Here is a 17,703-nt window from a genome sequence, read left to right as displayed (position 1 = left end):
CCCGGTGACCTCACTCGTCGAGCTCCGGATCCTCGAAGGACCCAACCTCTACTTCCCGCGCGCCGCGGTGAAGCTGACCCTCGACGTCTCGACGATCACCGAGGCCGACGACGAGGCCGTGCTGCGCTTCGCGCGGCGGATCTCGCTGCGCTCGACCCGGCCGGGCGCGGCCGGCTCCGGGTTCCGCCAGCGGTTCGCGCTGCGTGCGGTCGAGCGACTGGTCCGGGCGATCGCGACCGAGGCCGGCACCAGGCGGCTCGCCGTGCGGGTGCGGCCCACGTCCGACCCCGACGTGCTCGTGGTCGCCTTCCCGTGGCGCAACCGCGGTCGGGCCAGGGCGCTGGGCGAGGCGGTCGCGCACGCGCTCGACGCGCTCCCCGCACCCGACGTCGAGTCGGCGGTGAGCCGGGCGGCCGCGGAGGTCGCGGCCGCACCGAGGGGGGAGCGGCCCACCACGATCGTCCCCACCATCCCGGTCGTCGCGGTGACCGGCACCAACGGCAAGACCACGACCAGTCGGATGATCGCCCATGTCGCGCGCACGAGCGGCCTGGTGGTCGGCTGGTCCAACACCGACGGCATCTACCGCGACGGCGTGCTGGTGGAGGCCGGCGACTACTCCGGTCCGTCCGGCGCCGCGCGGGCGATGGCCCTCGACGGCGTCGAGCTCGCCGTCACCGAGACCGCGCGTGGCGGCATCCTGCTGAAGGGCATCGGCATCACCCGCAACGACGTGTCCGTCGTGACCAACGTGACGGCCGACCACCTCGGCCTGCAGGGGATCGACACCGTCGACCAGCTCGCGGAGGTGAAGTCGGTCGTCCCGCGCATCACGAAGAAGGACGGCTGGGCGGTGCTCAACGGCGACGACCCGCGCGTGCTCGCGATGCGGTCGGTCATCTCCGCGCAGCCGTGGATCTTCAGCCGCGACCCCGACTCGCCCGCGGTGCGCGAGGTGCTCAGCCACGGCGGCGGTCGCGCCACGACGGTCATCGACGGCTGGATCACCGTCCTGCGCCCCGGCGCCGACCCCGACCCGCTGGTCGAGCTGGTCGACGTACCCATGACGCTGGCCGGCCTGTCGCGCTTCAACATCGAGAACGCGCTCGCGGCCGCCTCCGCGGCCCTCGCCATCGGGCTGGACCGCGCCGACGTCGTCGAGGGCCTCCGGTCGTTCCGGCCGGACGCCGAGCACAACCCGGGCCGGATGAACTTCTTCTCGATGCCGCACGACGTCTCCGTCGTGATGGACCTCGCCCACAACGAGGCCGGGCTCGAGGCGCTGCTCGAGATCATGGGAGGCGTACGACGTCCCGGTGCCCGGCTGCTGCTCGGCCTCGGTGCCGTGGGCGACCGGACCGACGAGCTCATCGACGCGCTGGGCGAGATCGGGGCGAAGGGCAGCGACGTCGTCGCGATCGGGCACAAGGCGCACTACCTGCGCGGCCGCACGACGACGGAGATCGACGACCTGCTCCGGGCCGGTGCGGCGCGCGTGGGCGTGACGGACATCGACACCTACGAGACCGAGGTCGAGTGCCTCGCGGCACTGGTGGCGCGCGCCGAGGCCGGCGACGTGGTCGGCCTGATGTGCCACGCCGAGCGGCAGCAGGCCTACGACTGGATCGCCGCGCACGGTGGCACGGCCGACAGCCCCGAGGTGCTCTCGGCGAAGGTCCGGGCGGCTGCCACGTGAGCGCTGCACGTGACGACGAGGCCCGCAGCGCCGCAGCCGGCTGGGCCGGGTTCTACGACTGGCTCGCGCCCGACTACGACGACTGGGCGGACCGCGTCGGGTGGAGCGCCAACGACGCAGCGCGCGCGCTCCTCGCGCCGCTCGGGCTCGCCCCGGACCGCGTCCTGGACCTCGGCGCGGGCACGGGCCTGACGGCCCGGATGCTGGCGTCGCTCTACCCGGGCGCCGAGCTGACGCTCGTCGACGTGTCGCCGGCCATGGTCGAGCAGGCGAGGCAGGCATTCCCGTCGGCCGAGCTCGTCGTCGCGGACGCCGCCGGCTTCCTGCGCGACACCCCGGGGCAGTGGGACCTGGTCGTCGTCGTCGGCGTCCTCGAGCTGGTCCCCGACATGTTCGAGGTGCTCGAGCGCGCCGCCACCCACCTCGTCCCGAGCGGCCACCTGCTGGCGAGCCACGAGCCGATCGTGCCCGGGCCGACGGTCCAGGCCACCGGGGTCAGCGTCGTCCGCGGTGGCTACCGCGTGCAGCGCTTCGAGCGCGCCGAGGTCGCGCGGCGGGCGGCGACCTACGGCCTGCGCCAGGTCGCGACGAGCGACGTCGTCGCCTTCCACCGCGAGGGTGACGGCAGCGAGGCGCTCGACGAGCTCGTCGTGTGGACGCGAGACGCCTGAGCGCGCTCAGCGGGTGACGAGCGGTTCCAGCAGCCGGTGGGGCACGCGCAGGGCACGGGAGACCGGGTCGTCGCGCAGGAACGGGTCGGCCCCCGGGCCGGGCCGTGTCTCGACGTCGGCCGGGCGCGGAGCCGCGTCGCAGGTGGTGCAGCGACCGTCGGCGCCGAGGACCCCGCACTCGGCGTCGTCCACGACGTGGTGGAACGTCCGTCGCGGGCGACCCGGGCTGGTCTGCCCGTCTCCCCACTGGGCGAGCCCGTGCAGGACCGGCCAGAGGTCGAGCGCGTCGGGCGTCAGCTCGTAGGACGCATGGCCCTCGCCGACCCGGGCGAGGAGGCCGGCGGCGACGAGGGCGTCGAGCCGCGCTGCGAGGACGGCGCGTGACACGTCGAGGTGGGCCTGGAGGTCGGAGAAGCGACGAACCCCGAGGAAGCAGTCGCGCAGGATCAGCAGGGTCCAGCGCTCGCCCACCAGCTCCAGCGAGCGGGCGATGCCGCAGTCCTGCCGCGGATAGTCGGTGCCGAGTGCCATGGAGCGATGCTATCGTGCTTTGGTCTGGTCAACGAACCAAAAGGAGTGACCGTGTCGCCTCGCCGCACCCTCGCGACCGCCTCCCTCGGCACGGTCGCCGTCCTCGTGGCCTTCACCGCACCGCTGGCCAACTTCAACGAGACCGTCGCCGGGCTCGGTGCCGGACACCGCGGTGGCACGTGGGTGCTGAGCTCGATGAGCATCGGGCTCGGTGCGTTCCTGCTCACCGCCGGCCGGCTGGCCGACGACTACGGACGCCGGCGCTGGTTCGTGCTGGGCTCCCTGCTCCTCGGGCTCGCGTCGCTGGCAGGTGCCGCCTCCACGGACGTGACCGCCTTCGTCGCGTCCCGCGTCGCTGCCGGTGCCGGCGGCGCAGCCGTGGTCGCGGCCGGGCTCGGGATGATCGCCCACGCGCATCCCGACCCCCTCGCCCGTGGCCGTGCCACCGGGGTGTGGGGTGCGAGTGTCGGCGCCGGCATCGCGATCGGCCCGCTGCTCGGCAACTACCTGAGCTCGCTCCACTCCTGGCGCGACGTCTACGTCGTCCTGGGCGTCGCCGGCCTCGCCCTCGCGGTCGCCGGTCGGGGATGCCCGGAGTCGCGCTCGGACCACCGGGCCAGGCTCGACCTCGCGGGTGTCGTGCTGATGGCGCTCGGCACCGCGTCGCTGCTCGCCGGGCTGACCGAGGGGCGCGCCGGGTGGGCGCGTCCGGTCACCGTGGTGCTGCTGGCAGCCGGCGCGGCGATGCTCGTGGCGTTCGTCGTCGTCGAGGGCCGCTCGACCCATCCGATGCTCGACCTCGGCCTGCTGCGCCGCCCGGCCTTCCGCGCGGTGAACATCGCCGGCCTGGCCACGGGTGCCGGGATCATCGCGCTGATGTCGTACGTCTCCGGGTTCGTGGGCTCCGCCCTCGGCATCTCGGCGACGACCGCGGCCTGGCTGATGCTGGCGTGGTCGCTGCCGAGCGTCGTCACGGCGTTCGCGGCCCGCCGGCTCCCGGAGGCGTGGAGCGGTCGTGCGCGGATGTCGGGTGCCCTCGCGGTCATCACCGTGGGGCAGCTGCTCGTGCTGGGCGTCGGCACCGGGAGCGGCCCGGCGAGGTTCGTGCCCGGCCTGCTGCTGGCCGGCGTGGCGACGGGCGTCCTCAACGCCGCGATGGGTCGCGAGAGCGTCGCGAGCGTGCCTCCCGGCCAGGCGGGCCTCGGCAGCGGGGCCAACAACACCGCCCGCTACCTCGGCTCGGCGCTCGGCGTCACCGTGGTCTCGGTCGTCGCTGCTCCCGCCGGCGCCGTCACCGCGCAGGGCCTGGTCGACGGCTGGCACCGCGCCGTCCTCGTCACGGCGCTGGTCTCGCTCGTCGGGGCCGTCGGCGTCGCGCTGCTCGGCGAGCGGGCACCGCGACCCCAGCCTGCGAGCGTGCTGTCCGAGCGGTGAGTGGGACAGGTTCCACGCCGCGTCCCCGCTCGCGGGCCCTTCAGGTCGATCGTCCCCTCGTACGTCCCCGGCCTCGGCCCCTTCGCGAGCACGAGGTGCCGCTGTGCCGCGGTAGCGTACGCCGTGGTCGGTGCGGACAGCGTCGCTGACGAGAGGGCGAGGCCGGTCATGACGGTGCGAAGCGAGCCTCGACACCACTCCGGTTCTTGACGATCCCTGAACCCCTCCCGCCAGCGCGGATGTCGGACTCAAGGGATAGAATACGAACATAGTTTCGAGCCGCCGAGCTCGGGTCCTTCCTCGCCGATGACGGCTGTACACACCTCAGAGACACAGACCCTCCACCTGTAGTCGACGCGCCACGAGGGCGCGGAGAGGTCTGTTTTCCGTGAGTGCCATCCCCGCCGAGGACGACGCCGGCCAGTGGCGTGCGCCTGGGGTCGACGCTCCGGCGTCAGCACCAGTGACGTCCTTGGCGGTCGCTTCGCTGCTGCGGCGCCTCGATGGTGTGCTGGACGACCTCCACGGGCTGTCACTGGCCGGACTGTCGGACGCCGACGTCACCGAGCTGCTGGACGCCACCACGACCGCATCCAGCCGTCTCGCTGCGATGCAGTGCGCCACAGCAGCCCAGGCCGACGACCGCCGCCTCGGTGAGCCGACTGGCGCACGGCACACCCATCACTGGTGGGCGCGGCGCAGCCGACTGACCCGGGCCGAGGCCGGCCGGCTGGTGCGCCTCGGGCGCGCCCTCGCGACCGAGACCCACGCACCCACCGCGGCTGCGTTCGCTGCCGGCGACCTCCGGGTCGACCAGGCACGCAAGATCGTGGATTCCGTGGACGCCCTCCCGGCAGCACGGGTCGACGACGAGATCCGCGCCAAGGCCGAGACCATGCTGCTCGGCCTCGCGCGCCAGCACGACGCCCGCGACCTGACCCAGCTCGGGAAGCGGATCCTCGACACGGTGGCCCCTGAAGTGGGGGAGTCCCACGAAGCGGCCGCCCTCGCCGCCGAGGAAGCCCGTGCTGCCGCGACCGCTGACCTCACCGTCTACGACGACGACCACGGCTCCTCCCACGGCACTTTCACCATGCCGACCACGGCGTGGAAGATGCTCCAGCGCCACCTCCTCGCCCTCGCCAACCCCGCCCGCCACACCGACCAGCAGCTCCGCGACGAGACCGGGGCCCTGAAGCCGCTCCGGCGCCGCCTGGGCGAGGCGTTCGTCGAGTACGTCGAGCGATACCCCGCCGACGCCACCCCACAGACCGCCGGGGTGAGTGCCACCGTCGTGGTCACGATGACCCTCGAGCAGCTCCTCGGCGAGCAGGCAACCGCGCTGCTCGACGACGGCACCCGCATCTCCGCCGGCCAAGCGCGCAGGCTCGCCTGCGAGGCCGGGATCATCCCTGCCGTTCTCGGGGCCGGATCAGTGCCCCTCGATCTCGGGCGCAGTACGCGGCTGTTCACCAAGTCCCAGCGCATCGCCCTCGGCCTGCGCGACGGCGGTTGCACCGCCCGCGGCTGCGAGACCACCGCCTCCGGGTGCCACGCACACCACGACGACCCTTGGGCCAAGGGCGGCCGCACCGAACTCGCCTCCGGCCGACTCCTCTGCCCCCACCACCATCGGCTCGTTCACGACTCTCGCTACTTCGTGACGACGCACGCCGACAACACCCTCACCTTCACCATGCGGACGTGAGGAGAGCGTGCTTCGACTTCAGCCGAACGTCTGGGACTAGACGTCAGTCACGCTTAAGAAATGCGCGGCACCCCGCCGCGTGTCGGGATTGCGTCGCTCACTCGGCGAGACTCGATGTTCTGCTTCAGACTGGTGATCCCGGATCGTCGCGTACATAGCTGTTTCGACGCAAGATCGTGAGCTCATGCCCGGCATGCCAGGTCACCGCACGGAACTGGAGGACTCGGTGAACCAACACTTCGCGAAGGCAATCGGCGGACTTCTCATCATGCTCGTCGCCACCGGCTGCGGAGGCGCGGGCAGCACAAGTCCTGAACCGAGCGAAGACGCGACCTCCAGTGGGACACCGTCACCGGCTCCGACCGAGACGCCAGAACCGGTCGCATCACTTCGCGATGTCTGTCCCGAGATCGAGGCGCCGCTACTCGCGGACGACGAACCACTGATCCCCACTTACGACACGCTAGAGGCGATGAGTAGTGCCGCGTTGGACGGGCTGATCAATGGGGACACCGAGACCAAGAACGCGGTAGAGCCCTTCATCGACAGCTTGGCACCGGTGAAGGATCACGTCCGGACGGGAGGCGTGACTGGCACGATGTCAGACAGCGAGGCTGCTCGAACGCTCATCGACGCTCTCGATCAGCTGGCGGTTCGCTGCAAAGCTGCGGGCTCATCTGCACTTCAATGAATCGGCGATCCCAGCCAGCGTCATAAGAGTGACTCCGAGTGGCTCGCCTGCCGTAGCGTCCCCGGCCGATCGGCTCCACAGCTCTCGGCGAAGGTTTGGCGACTGCCGGACATCGCTCGAGCGTTGGCCTGGCAAGCCCATTCCGCCGCTTGGCCTGTTCACCGTCACGCCGACGGCAGGGCGCTTGCTAGCTCGCGGTGCACTCGTTCTATGGCGTGAACGTCGAGGTCGCCGGGTGACGTGAGGGTGGATTGCAGGCGTTTGGGCCACAAGACTTGGACGTCGCGTGTGGTGAATGCGCCGCCGATCAGCGGCCAGTCGGCGTCGACGAAGCACAGGACGCCGTGCACGGGGATCTGATCACCGACGACTGTGCGGACGACGTCGACCTGCTTGAGGACTCCGTCGACCAGCTTGGTGCAGTCTCGTCGGCCGACGATGAGCCGTTCCACACGTGGGCGCAGGAGCCCGCCCTCGACCCGAAGGCGTGGGCGTCCGCTGTACCGCTTCGCGTCGATCACGTAGACGCCCGTGGTTGTGACTGCGAGGTGGTCGATGTTCGCTCGACTCTCGGGGATGCGCCGGTCGTGAAGGACCCGGCACGCCTCGGACTGCAGCGAGTTCAGGCGGCCACCGAGGCGCTCTTCTACGACGGCTCCGGTGTCCCACGCCGTCGTGGATGGTGGGTCGTCGCTGAGGGCCAGGATGAGACCGCCGAGTTTCGGATGCTTGTCACGGATGCGTTTCTCTCGCCCCGCCTTGCGGCGTTCGAACTCGCGCCGCGCGGAACTCCCCGCCTCACCGATATCAACGTCGAGGTCTGGCTCAGGCAGATCGTGGTCGTGGGTCACGCAGCGGATGGTCTTGGTCTCGCGCTCGTAGACGGCTTCAGTCTTCGCAGGCAGCGCGGCGTCGCAGATCCTGCACGTGCCGGCATACCGCAGGCGCATCTGCTTCTCGGCTGGCGCCGTCGTGTCGTCCACGCCTGGACCGTAGCCGTCGGTCGCGTAGCTGGTCCCGGCATTGCCGAAGGTGGCAGCGATCCCCTCCAAGCCCCTTTGCGGTCTTAGCGTCGGGCAAGTGCCTCGCCCTTCGATGGCGGACCAGGCGACGCTTGGCCGACTCCGCCAGGTGACACCGATGAACACGCTGCTTCCGTTCCAACCCGACGCCATGACACCTGCGCAGCTTGCTGCAGTGTCGTACCTCGATCGCTACTCCGGGCACACCCACACGCTGTACTCATCCCAGCTGCGGCGCTGGTTCGCCTGGTGCGAAACGAACAGGCTTGACCCGCTCATCAGGATCCAGCGGGCCCACATCGATCTCTACATCCGACACCTCGGGCAAGCCGGGCTGATGGCGTCCTCCGTCGTTACCTCGATGCATGCCGTCCGCGGGTACTTCAGGTACGCCCACATCGATGGACTCATCGTGGCCGACCCAGCCGTCGACGCACGCCTGCCGAAGTTGTACCGCGACGAGTCCCGCATTCAAGGCTTGGATCGTCTCGAGCTCATCCGCTTCCTCCAAGTCGCGCAGACGCTCACCGTCCACCACGGGGCGCTCGCGTTTCTCCTCGGCATCAACGCCCTCCGCGCGTCCGAAGCGGCCGCGGTCCGGATCGAGGACTACGTCGAAACGCTCCGCGGACATCGAGTGATCCACCTCGTCGGGAAGGGCGACAAGCCCGCCACCATGCCCATCACCTTTCCGGTGCTGCGTGTTCTCGAGGCATGCCGAGTCGACCGGACCGAGGGCCGGCTCATCCTGCGGCCTGTCTCCGGCAATCCCATCGATCGCCGAGATGTTTACCGTATGGTCGCCCGCATCGCGAAGGCAGCAGCTATCCCACGCCACACCAGCCCGCACTCGCTCCGTCATGCCGCGATCGGCAATGCTTTCGACGCAGGCGTTCCGCTACGTGACGCGCAGATCCTCGCGAGACACTCCGACCCACGCACCACCGAGCACTACGACCGCGCCCGCGGGAATCTTGACCGCCACGGCGTCCACTTCCTCACGGCCTACGTTGCCGGGGTCTAAGCGGGGGAACGCCAACAGCAAAGAACGGGCGTTCGCGCATGCCACGGCGGCCTGCCCCGTTTGAGGAGACTTGCTCGAAGGTCCGCAATGAGCGCAGGCCTCGTGCAGAATGACCCGGTGCTCCTTCGTCGCGGTCTTCCGCTCGCCCTGCTGTCAGCTCTTTTGATCTCGCCGCCTGCGTGGGCAGCGCCGCAAGCCATCACCATCTCGGACCCAGCGGACGCCTCGTCGGTCATCAGTGGTGGTCCGGAGCCAGACGTTGCTTCAGTGACCGTGACCCAGAATGGATCCACCATTTCGGCTTCGATGAGCTTCCATGGACCTGCGCTCGCGTCCAGCAGTCCGCGCATTTATGACACATTCTTTCCCCTGAGTTTAGGGAGAACGCAGCGTACAAATCCGTCTGATCCGAACTCTGCAAGTTGGTGCAGCGCCGGCGCCAACATGAACGTACGCTTCAGCACAGGGTCGCCGTACGGTGAATTCACGGTTTCCGGCGCGGCCGGTTCGTTGCCATTCACGACTCCTGCCTCGTTTAATGCCGATCGGACTCAACTGACGTGGGGCATGACGCACTCGTCATTCTCCTCGGATCAAGACTGCATGAAGGCTGGACCGTTCTACGCCAACATCTATTCCAGCGTTTCGCACCCCGACAGCTACTACAACTCCTCCTGCCGTTGCTGGCTTTTGTCTGTCAAGCTCGACAGGCTGAACGGCGCAGACGACTCAGACTCTGAAAGCACCTACTGGTTCCCCGGCAAAGTGCCCCCGCCGCGGGTCTCAGGACTCCTCTGGAGCAGTTCGCTCACTGAGGGCAAACCGGTGGACTACCACGCATACGCGTTAGGCACCAAGGGCTCATCGCGAGTATCGACGGTGAAGTGGTTCCAGGGCGCATCGCTTGTGCAGTCCACTAGCGCTCCTGTTGTAGTCGGCGCAGCTGACACCGTGTTTACCTTCATCCCGCCTGCGCCCGGATCGTATCGGGCTGAGCTCAGCCACGACGGCGGAGTGCTCAAGACGACATCTTTCGAGGTCAAGGCAGACCCGAACAAGCCCGTCCCCGTTCCACCTGCTCCCGTCGTGACACCCATCTCAATTGGCAAGAAGCCTCCGGTCATCAAGGGGAAGGCTGTTGTTGGCAAGCGTCTGAAAGTGAACCTCGGGACGCTCGCGCATTCCCAGGTACGGGTGAGGTATCAGTGGTATGTGAACGGTAGGAAGATCAAGAAAGCTACCCGCGCCGCCTACACCGTTCTCAGACAAGACGCGGGCAAGAAGCTGAAGGTCCGTCTTGTCGCATCGAAGTCTGGCGCCCAGCCCCTCACTTACATCACCAAGGCAGTCAATGTGAAGCGAGCGTCATAGCGTTTCACCAGTGCTCGAAAGCCAAAGGGCCACCGACCCATCGTCGGTGGTCCTTTGCATGGCTGGACGGTGGTTGGGAGTGTCTCTAGAGAAGCGTGGACCGGATCGGATCAGGCGGGCAGGAATCGGTGACGTCTGGCCTGGCCCATTCCGCCGCGATTGCCCTGACTCCCTCAACCCGAGCCGGGGTTGCGGCACGGCCCTCGTCGGAGGGTCAGGCTCGTGTCCACACGGGCAGCGGAGCCCATCAGATTCCCGGCGGCGGCATGAAGTCCGGGTCGGCGACGGGGCGTCTCGGCGGACGTGCCGGCGCCCGCGTGGGCCTGGGCCGACGAGTTCTCCAACGTGGCCATCCCCTCGGCGTGCTCGTCGACGCAGACCACGGCCAGGTCGCCACGGTTGGCGCGGCTCATGGCGCGCGGACGGGTGGCCGCACCCGCCGGCGCCGTCACGGCGCAAGGACTGGTCGACGGTTGGCACCGGGCTGTGCTCGTCAAGGCCGTCGTGTCCCTCGTCGGAGCCGTCGTCGTCGCGCTCCTCGGTGAGCGCAGGGAGCGGTCCGAGCAGCGGTTCGCGACCCTTGACCACCCCGTGCGCGGCGCCTGACGGCCCGCGTCAGACGTCGCCGGGGTCGACCTGCTCCCCGGGTGCCCCGATGTCGAGGTCACCCTCGACGATCATCGCCGAGAGGCCGCGCGCCGACCGGGTCTCGTGGTGCTCTCCCGGCTCCCAGACGGCCGCCTGGCCGGGCGCCAGCAGCTGCGGGGTGCCGTCGGACCCGCTGACCTCCGCATCGCCGGCGAGCACGACGAGGAGCTGGCGACCCACGGCCGGGTGGCGTCCGATGACGCCTCCCGGCGCCAGGCTGACGGCCACCAGGTGGGTGTCGGCGCCGAGGCCGAAGGCGCCCACGGAGAAGCCGCGGCTGCCGTGGGCCTCGATCGGGCGGTGGGGCAGGTCCGCGAGGTCGATGACCCGCACTCAGGCCCCCGGGGTGGGGATGAAGTCCGGGTCGGCGGCGGGTGCGTCGGACGACGCGCCGGCGCCGGCGTAGGCCTGGTCGGACCAGTTCTCCAGCTCCGTCATCACCTCGGCGTGCTTGTCGACGCAGACCACGACGAGGTCGCCGCGGTTGGCGCGGCTCATCGCGTGGCGCACGGCCTCGATCTCCTCCAGCACGAGCTCGGCCTGCTTGCAGCGGGCGCCGTCGGCCATCGCGGCCTGCACGCCCTCCATCACCAGTGCGGCGGTGGCACCCCGCTCACGGCCGCGCAGCGCCACGTCCTCGCGCACGATGCAGACGTCGAAGTGCTGGGCCGCGATCTGGCCGAGCTCGACCATGTCCTGGTCGCGTCGGTCGCCGGCCGTGGCGATGATCCCGATCCGTGACGGCCGGGCGAGGTCGTGCGACGACTCGAGCGACTCGCCGACGCGGTCCACGAAGTCGCCGAGCATCTTCATGCCGGGTGCGTTGTGGCAGTAGTCGACGATGACGTTGACGCCGTTGACCTCGACCTCGTTGAGGCGGCCGGGGGAGAGGTAGTAGTTCGTCGAGAACGTCCGCAGCCCCTGCCGGATGTCGTGCAGCGGAGCCCCGGCCGCGAAGGCGGCGGCAGCGGCGGCGAGGGAGTTCTGGACGTTCATGCGCGCCCGGCCGTTGAAGGTCGCCGGCAGGAGGTGGGTCCACGCCAGCTGCATCTCGCGCCGGCCGTGCTGGACGACCATCATCTCGCCGCGGTCGCTGGGGTTGAGCACGATCGCCTTGCCTCCGCGACGGCAGTGGGCGTCGATCATCTCGCGCACCTCGCTGCCCGGCTCCTCCATCGAGAACCACACGACCTGGCCCGAGCACTTGCGGCGCATCTCCCGCACCAGCGGGTCGTCGGCGTTGAGCACGGCATGGCCGTCGCGCGGCACCGCCTCGACGATCACGGCCTTCACGTCGGCAAGCTGCTCGACGGTGTCGATGCCGCGCATGCCGAGGTGGTCGGGCTGGACGTTGAGGACCACGGCGACGTCGTTGCGCTCGTAGCCGAGGCCCTCTCGCAGGATGCCGCCGCGGGCGACCTCGAAGACGGCGAAGTCGACGCGCGGGTTCTGCAGGACCATCCGCGCCGAGCGCGGACCGGAGGCATCGGCCCGGATCACGAGGCGCTCGTCGATGACGACGCCGTCGGTCGAGGTCATGCCGACCTTGCGGCCCATGCCCTTGAAGATGTGGCTGATCATCCGGCTCGTGGTCGTCTTGCCGTTGGTGCCGGTCACGGCCACGATCGGGATCCGCGAGGTGGCGCCCGGTGGGAAGAGCATGTCGACCACCGGCTTGGCGATGAACTGCGGCTCGCCGATCGTCGGGTGCGTGTGCATCCGGAACCCCGGAGCCGCGTTGACCTCGCAGATCGCACCCCCGGTCTCGCGCACCGGCTGGGTGATGTCGGGGCAGATGAAGTCGATGCCGGCGATGTCGAGGCCGACCATCCGGGCGGCCTCCTCCGCGATCTCGACGTTCTCCGGGTGCGCCTCGAAGGTGCGGTCGATCGAGATGCCGCCGGTCGACATGTTGCCGGTCAGCGCGAGCTTCACCATCTCGCCCTCGGCCGGGATCGAGTCGAGGGTGTGCCCCTGGTCGGCGAGCACCTCGACGGCGGCGTCGTCGACCTTGATCCGGGTCAGCACCTTCTCGTGGCCGACACCTCGGCGCGGGTCGGCGTTGGTCAGGTCGACGAGCTCCTGCACCGTCGACGTGCCGTCGCCGGTCACCGACGCGGGCACCCGCTCGGCGATCGCGACCATCCGGCCGTCGATGATCAGGCAGCGGTAGTCCTTGCCGGTGACGAAGGACTCGACGATGACGTTGCCACGGCGCGACTGCTCGGCCGCGATCGGGAACGCGGCGCGTACGTCGGCCTCGTCCTGCAGGTCGAGGCACACCCCGCGGCCGTGGTTGCCGTCGAGCGGCTTGAGCACCACCGGGAAGCCGATGCGGCGGGCCGCGGCCACCGCGCCGTCCTCGCTGCGCACGTTGTCCTGCTTGGGGACCGGCAGCCCTGCGGCGCCGAGGAGCTTGGTCGTGAGGTCCTTGTCGGAGGCGATGTCGACGGCGATCGACGACGTCTCGGAGGTCATCGTGGCGCGGATCCGCTTGGCGTGGACGCCCTGGCCCAGCTGGACGAGGGAGTACTGGTTGAGCCGGATCCACGGGATGTCGCGCGACACCGCCTCGTCGACGATCGCCTGCGTCGACGGACCGAAGGCCGTGCGCTCGGCGCGGCGGATGAAGTCGTCGCGCTCGGTCTCCCAGTCGAACTCCGGGTCGCCCTCGACGAGGTGGTTGACCAGCCTGACCGCGAGCCGGCCCGCGGAGAGGCCGACGTTCTCGTCGATGTAGCCGTAGATGATGTTGTAGCGGCCGACCTCGCCCTTGACCTGGCGCGTCTTGCCGCGGCGGATGTCGTGGCCGACGAGCTGCTGCAGCGCGAGCGCGACGTGCTCGGCGACGTGGCCGAGCCAGGTGCCCTCGTGGAGCCGCTCGAGGAAGCCGCCCCGGCGACCGCGGGAGCAGGAGTGCTCGCGCAGGCCGGGCAGCATCGCGACGAGGTCGTCGGTGAAGCCGGGGATCGTGTTGGTCGGGAACTGCTCGAGCGAGCCGAGGTCGACCACGAGGTGGATCGACTTGTCGTAGGACCAGACGTTGGCTCCGCGGTAGACGCGCGTCTCGACGATCTCGAGGTCCGGGGTGGGTCGCTCGCTCATGGGTGGATCTCCCTGCGTCTCGGGGTGGACTTACGAAGAGGTGGGGGGTGTACGCCGCTTCTTGAGGCGTCGTGCGATCGCTGCCGGGGTGGCGTCGGCCGCAGCGATGTCGCGGGCCAGCTGGCGCAGGTCGCGACCGGCCTCGGCCAGCTCGTCGGCCTCCTCGGGGTCGACCGCCGGCCGCTGCGGCACGAGCGCGCGGGCCGTGAGGTTGAAGACGCTGCCCTCGGGCAGCGTGTGGAAGACGACGCCGCTGGCCAGGAGGGGCGAGGACCGCTTGGCCTCGTAGGCGTTCGACACCATGCGTGACCCGTCGAAGATCGTCACGGCGCCCTTGCCCATCACCCGCATCACCAGGTCGCCGTCGACGTCCTCGACCAGGCCGCACGTGTCCTCGTCGACGCCGATGCCCAGCAGCTGCGGGCTCTGCGCCACGATCATCAGCAGCCGGCCGTAGCGGTTGCGCTGGTCGAAGTGCTGGTCGATGACCGTCGTGCCGACGAGCCCGAGCCCGGCCGCCACCTGCGTCATCCGCTGCTTCGGGGTCGCGCCGCCGACGCCGAAGGCGACCATGTGCGACGACTGGATGCTCGCCCCGGCGGACGTGCCGGCGACCACCGCGCCGCGCTCGTGCGCCCGCAGGATCGCGTCGCCCACCGGCGTGCCGCACACGATGGAGGAGAGCTTGAGCTGGTTGCCGCCGGTCATGAAGACGCCGGTCGCGTCGTCGAGCGCCTTGACGAGCGCCGGGTCGTGCGCCTGCTCGCGCGACTCGGGCCGCACCGCCTCGACCGCGGCCGCGCCGAACTTGGTGAACAGCGCCTCGTAGACCTCGACCACCTCGCGCCCGAGCGACGAGGCCGTCGGGATGACGGCGATGCGAGCCTCGCGGCCGCCGCTGAGGGCGACGAAGTGCTTGAGGATCGTCGGCTTGCGCACCTTGTCCTCGGCGCCACCGATGATCATGAGTGGTCCCCTGGGCATGACAGGCAGGCTAGGGCATGGCTGCCAATCCCATGGCCTGCTGCGCGCCGCCCGGCACGCACACTGGCTGCGTTGTCGTCAGTCGCCATGGCTCCGCCATGGCTCCCTCCTCCGCCTTGCCATCGCACGCGCCGAACGACGCTCGCGACGGCCGAGGATTGGCAGACATGCCCGCGGCTGGAAGGGTGGAGCCATGCAGGAGTCAGGCAGCCCCGACCCGACCGGGGGTCGGACGGACACCGTGCGGCGGTTGGTGATCATGCGTCACGCCAAGGCCGAGTCGGTCGCGCCCTCGGACCACGAGCGCGCGCTGGCCCCGCTGGGGCGTGCCGACGCCGCGGCCGCCGGCCGGTGGCTGGCCGACCAGGGCCTGGTGCCCGACGCGGCCCTCGTGTCCGACGCCCAGCGCACCCGCGACACCTGGGCGGAGCTGTCGGTCGCTGCCGGCTGGGACTGCGAGCCCGACTTCTCCGCCGCCCTCTACGCCGCCGGCGCCGACTCCGCCTTCGACCTCATCGACGAGACCGACCCCGCGGTCGGGACCCTCGTCGTCGTCGGGCACAACCCGACCATGGCCTACGTCGCCGAGCTGCTCGACGACGGCGAGGGTGACGACGAGGCATCGACCGCGATGATCACGCGCGGCTTCCCGACGGCCGCGCTCGCCGTGTTCGAGGTCGACGTGGCGTGGGCCGACCTCGGCCCGGGCACCGGGCGGCTGCACGCGTTCCACGTCGTCGACGGGTGACCGCTCCCGACACCGTGACGCGGCTCCGCGCCGCGGGGTGCGTGTGGGCCGAGGACGAGGCGGCCCTCCTCGAGTCCGCTGCGGGCACCCCCGAGGCGCTGGAGCGGATGGTCGCGCGCCGTGTCGCCGGGGAGCCCCTGGAGACGGTGCTCGGGTGGGTGGAGTTCCTCGGTCGGCGGCTCGTCGTCGCTCCCGGCGTCTTCGTCCCGCGGCGCCGCACCGAGCTGCTCGCCCGCACGGCGGTCGCGCACGCGGCGCGTCTCCGCGCGCCCGTCGTCGTGGAGATGTGCTGCGGCGTGGCGCCGGTCGCCGCCTGCGTCGACGGTGCGGGGGAGCTGCACGCGGCCGACCTGAGCCGCACGGCGCTCGACTGCGCGCGCGCCAACGCCCCGACCGCGACCCTGCACGAGGGTGACCTCTACGACGCGCTGCCGGAGGCGCTGCGGGGCCGGGTCGACGTACTGGTCGCGAACGCCCCCTACGTCCCCACCGGCCGGATCAGGGACATGCCGCCCGAGGCGCGCGACCACGAGCCACTCGTCGCCCTCGACGGCGGCCCCGACGGCGTCGACCTCCACCGACGCCTCGCCGCCGGGTCCCCCGAGTGGCTCGCGCCCGGGGGAGTGCTGCTCGTGGAGACCAGCCCGTCCCAGGCGCCCGCGACGACGGCCGCGATGGCGGCCGCGGGCCTCACCACCGAGGTCGCCGCGGAGCCGGAGGTCGGTGGTTGCGTGGCGATCGGCGCCCGGGTGGGCGTCAGCCCAGCAGGGGAGCCGGCGTGACGATGCCGACCTCGGCGTCAGCGTCCTCGATCTCCTCGCGGGAGATGCCGAGCAGGTAGAGCACCGAGTCGAGGTAGGGCACGTTGACCGAGGTGAGCGCCGCGTCGCGCACCATCGGCTTGGCGTTGTAGGCGATCCCGAGCCCGGCCGCCTCGATCATGTCGAGGTCGTTGGCGCCGTCGCCGATGGCGATCGTCGCGTCGAGGGGTACGCCGACCTCCGCGGCGAACTCGCGCAGCGCGGCTGCCTTGCCGGCCCGGTCGACGACGTCGCCGACGATCCGGCCGGTGAGGTGCCCGTCGACGATCTCGAGCTCGTTGGCGCGCGCGAAGTGGATGCCGAGGTCGGCCGCGAGCCGGTCGGTGATCTGGCTGAACCCGCCGGAGACGATGGCGAACCGGTAGCCGAGGCGCCGCAGCGTGCGGACCATCGTGCGTGCGCCGGGCGCCAGGACGATGGAGTCGTAGACCTCGTCGAGCGCCGAGGAGGGGACACCCTCGAGGAGCGCGACCCGCTCGCGCAGCGACTGCTCGAAGTCGAGCTCGCCGCGCATCGCGGCCTCGGTCACCCGCGCGACCTCAGCCTCCTGCCCGGCGTGGGCGGCGATCATCTCGATCACCTCGCCCTGGATGAGGGTGGAGTCGACGTCCATCACGATCAGCCGGACGCCGCGCCGGTGCAGCGACTCGCGCTGGACCGCCAGGTCGACGCCGAGGCGGACGGCCTCGGCCGCGAGCACCGGGCGCAGTGACTCGGCGGGCGCGCCGGAGACGTGCAGCTCGATGGCGGTGACCGGGTAGCGAGCCATCCGCTCGATGCGGTCGATGTTGGCGCCGGCGTCGGCGATCCGACCCGCCACGGCGGCCATCGCCGACGCCTTCAGCGGGCTGCCGATGATGGTGATGTGCGAGCGCTCGCCGGGGCGGCTGCGGTTGTCGCCGGCGCCGCGGTCGACCTCGACCGACATCTCGAGCTCGGCCGCCGCCCGCTCGATGGTGTCGCGCAGCTTCTTCCAGTCGCGCGGCGCGGTGACCAGGATGCCGAGCACCAGCCGGCGACGGAGCACGATCTGCTCGATGTCGAGGACCTCGACGCCGGCGGCGGAGAGTGCGGAGAAGATCGTGGAGGTGACGCCCGGTCGGTCCTTGCCCGTGAGGGTGACCAGGAGAGTCTTCGGCTCGTCGTCCATGGTGGTGGACAGGCTAGTCGGTGCTGGTCCCCTGCCCCGCCGATGCCCTAGGTTTCTCACGCCTGCAGGTCCGATCCGGGCCTGCCCACTCACAGGGGG

16 protein-coding genes are annotated in these 17,703 nt (G+C 70.7%); 10 read left to right on the top strand and 6 right to left on the bottom strand.

Annotated features, from left to right (window positions below; translation table 11 throughout):
* Positions 1 to 4: 4 nt before the first annotated feature.
* Positions 5 to 1,696, top strand: coding sequence for a Mur ligase family protein (locus BLV76_RS19430; protein ID WP_245734775.1), 1,692 nt, complete (start codon positions 5 to 7; stop codon positions 1,694 to 1,696).
* The gene (locus BLV76_RS19425) at positions 1,693 to 2,367 is read left to right on the top strand and encodes a class I SAM-dependent methyltransferase (RefSeq protein ID WP_175539760.1); all 675 of its coding nucleotides are present in this window, start codon (positions 1,693 to 1,695) and stop codon (positions 2,365 to 2,367) included. Before BLV76_RS19430 ends, BLV76_RS19425 begins: the two co-directional genes overlap by 4 nt.
* 6 nt (positions 2,368 to 2,373) lie before the next feature.
* Here BLV76_RS19425 and BLV76_RS19420 read toward each other — a convergent pair whose 3' ends face one another.
* Complete coding sequence (locus BLV76_RS19420; RefSeq protein ID WP_090971300.1) at positions 2,374 to 2,898, bottom strand: winged helix-turn-helix transcriptional regulator; 525 nt, start codon at positions 2,896 to 2,898, stop codon at positions 2,374 to 2,376.
* A gap of 51 nt (positions 2,899 to 2,949) precedes the next feature.
* On the opposite strand from BLV76_RS19420, the gene BLV76_RS19415 reads away from it, so the two are divergent.
* The 3 genes from BLV76_RS19415 to BLV76_RS22260 all read left to right on the top strand — a co-directional run bounded on the left by BLV76_RS19415 (position 2,950) and on the right by BLV76_RS22260 (position 6,731).
* Positions 2,950 to 4,332 (top strand): MFS transporter, encoded by a 1,383-nt coding sequence (locus BLV76_RS19415; protein ID WP_245734773.1) that lies wholly within the window; start codon positions 2,950 to 2,952, stop codon positions 4,330 to 4,332.
* A gap of 388 nt (positions 4,333 to 4,720) precedes the next feature.
* Entirely contained in the window at positions 4,721 to 6,040 is a 1,320-nt protein-coding gene (locus BLV76_RS19410) for an HNH endonuclease signature motif containing protein (protein ID WP_139306638.1), read from the top strand.
* A gap of 184 nt (positions 6,041 to 6,224) precedes the next feature.
* Positions 6,225 to 6,731 carry a hypothetical protein gene (locus BLV76_RS22260; protein WP_139306637.1) on the top strand — a complete coding sequence of 169 codons (507 nt, stop codon included), beginning with the start codon at positions 6,225 to 6,227 and terminating at the stop codon, positions 6,729 to 6,731.
* Between the two features lie 164 nt (positions 6,732 to 6,895).
* Here BLV76_RS22260 and BLV76_RS19405 read toward each other — a convergent pair whose 3' ends face one another.
* Positions 6,896 to 7,714: a nuclease-related domain-containing protein gene (locus tag BLV76_RS19405; RefSeq protein WP_245734772.1), complete on the bottom strand. Its 819-nt coding sequence runs from the start codon at positions 7,712 to 7,714 to the stop codon at positions 6,896 to 6,898.
* A gap of 157 nt (positions 7,715 to 7,871) precedes the next feature.
* Here BLV76_RS19405 and BLV76_RS19400 point away from each other — a divergent pair, with 157 nt between their 5' ends.
* From BLV76_RS19400 to BLV76_RS19395, 3 genes are all read left to right on the top strand, one after another.
* A complete protein-coding gene (locus BLV76_RS19400; protein WP_175539759.1) occupies positions 7,872 to 8,777 on the top strand; it encodes a tyrosine-type recombinase/integrase in 906 nt (301 codons plus the stop codon).
* Positions 8,778 to 9,380: 603 nt separating this feature from the next.
* On the top strand, positions 9,381 to 10,148 hold the full coding sequence (locus tag BLV76_RS22255) for a hypothetical protein (RefSeq protein WP_139306635.1): 768 nt from the start codon (positions 9,381 to 9,383) through the stop codon (positions 10,146 to 10,148).
* A gap of 303 nt (positions 10,149 to 10,451) precedes the next feature.
* Positions 10,452 to 10,754 carry a hypothetical protein gene (locus tag BLV76_RS19395; protein ID WP_090971293.1) on the top strand — a complete coding sequence of 101 codons (303 nt, stop codon included), beginning with the start codon at positions 10,452 to 10,454 and terminating at the stop codon, positions 10,752 to 10,754.
* A gap of 9 nt (positions 10,755 to 10,763) precedes the next feature.
* Here the strand turns inward: BLV76_RS19395 and BLV76_RS19390 are convergent, their stop codons facing one another.
* From BLV76_RS19390 to BLV76_RS19380, 3 genes are read right to left on the bottom strand one after another with little or no spacing between them, the layout of a single operon-like run.
* Complete coding sequence (locus BLV76_RS19390) at positions 10,764 to 11,129, bottom strand: cupin domain-containing protein (protein ID WP_090971292.1); 366 nt, start codon at positions 11,127 to 11,129, stop codon at positions 10,764 to 10,766.
* Positions 11,130 to 13,901 carry a cyanophycin synthetase gene (gene cphA, locus BLV76_RS19385; protein ID WP_090971290.1) on the bottom strand — a complete coding sequence of 924 codons (2,772 nt, stop codon included), beginning with the start codon at positions 13,899 to 13,901 and terminating at the stop codon, positions 11,130 to 11,132.
* Positions 13,902 to 13,931: 30 nt separating this feature from the next.
* Positions 13,932 to 14,885, bottom strand: coding sequence for a cyanophycinase (locus BLV76_RS19380; RefSeq protein WP_090971288.1), 954 nt, complete (start codon positions 14,883 to 14,885; stop codon positions 13,932 to 13,934).
* A 193-nt stretch (positions 14,886 to 15,078) separates the two neighbouring features.
* On the opposite strand from BLV76_RS19380, the gene BLV76_RS19375 reads away from it, so the two are divergent.
* Both BLV76_RS19375 and BLV76_RS19370 read left to right on the top strand, forming a co-directional pair.
* The gene (locus BLV76_RS19375; RefSeq protein WP_090971286.1) at positions 15,079 to 15,633 is read left to right on the top strand and encodes a SixA phosphatase family protein; all 555 of its coding nucleotides are present in this window, start codon (positions 15,079 to 15,081) and stop codon (positions 15,631 to 15,633) included.
* Positions 15,630 to 16,415, top strand: a complete 786-nt coding sequence (locus BLV76_RS19370) for a putative protein N(5)-glutamine methyltransferase (RefSeq protein ID WP_090971283.1) — start codon at positions 15,630 to 15,632, stop codon at positions 16,413 to 16,415. The genes BLV76_RS19375 and BLV76_RS19370 overlap by 4 nt, the downstream gene beginning before the upstream one ends.
* Here BLV76_RS19370 and serB read toward each other — a convergent pair.
* Complete coding sequence (gene serB / locus BLV76_RS19365) at positions 16,390 to 17,604, bottom strand: phosphoserine phosphatase SerB (RefSeq protein ID WP_090971281.1); 1,215 nt, start codon at positions 17,602 to 17,604, stop codon at positions 16,390 to 16,392. The genes BLV76_RS19370 and serB overlap by 26 nt on opposite strands.
* Positions 17,605 to 17,703 lie beyond the last annotated feature (99 nt).

This window comes from Nocardioides exalbidus, from assembly GCF_900105585.1.
Taxonomy (GTDB): domain Bacteria; phylum Actinomycetota; class Actinomycetes; order Propionibacteriales; family Nocardioidaceae; genus Nocardioides; species Nocardioides exalbidus.
This window is presented reverse-complemented; position numbering and strand designations above follow the sequence as displayed.

Coding starts and splice junctions, on each gene's coding strand:
- serB (WP_090971281.1), bottom strand. CDS start 17,604: ATGGACGACGAGCCGAAGACTCTCCTGGTCACCCTCACGGGCAAGGAC.
- BLV76_RS22255 (WP_139306635.1), top strand. CDS start 9,381: ATGAAGGCTGGACCGTTCTACGCCAACATCTATTCCAGCGTTTCGCAC.
- BLV76_RS22260 (WP_139306637.1), top strand. CDS start 6,225: ATGCCCGGCATGCCAGGTCACCGCACGGAACTGGAGGACTCGGTGAAC.
- BLV76_RS19375 (WP_090971286.1), top strand. CDS start 15,079: ATGCAGGAGTCAGGCAGCCCCGACCCGACCGGGGGTCGGACGGACACC.
- cphA (WP_090971290.1), bottom strand. CDS start 13,901: ATGAGCGAGCGACCCACCCCGGACCTCGAGATCGTCGAGACGCGCGTC.
- BLV76_RS19400 (WP_175539759.1), top strand. CDS start 7,872: ATGAACACGCTGCTTCCGTTCCAACCCGACGCCATGACACCTGCGCAG.
- BLV76_RS19420 (WP_090971300.1), bottom strand. CDS start 2,898: ATGGCACTCGGCACCGACTATCCGCGGCAGGACTGCGGCATCGCCCGC.
- BLV76_RS19380 (WP_090971288.1), bottom strand. CDS start 14,885: ATGCCCAGGGGACCACTCATGATCATCGGTGGCGCCGAGGACAAGGTG.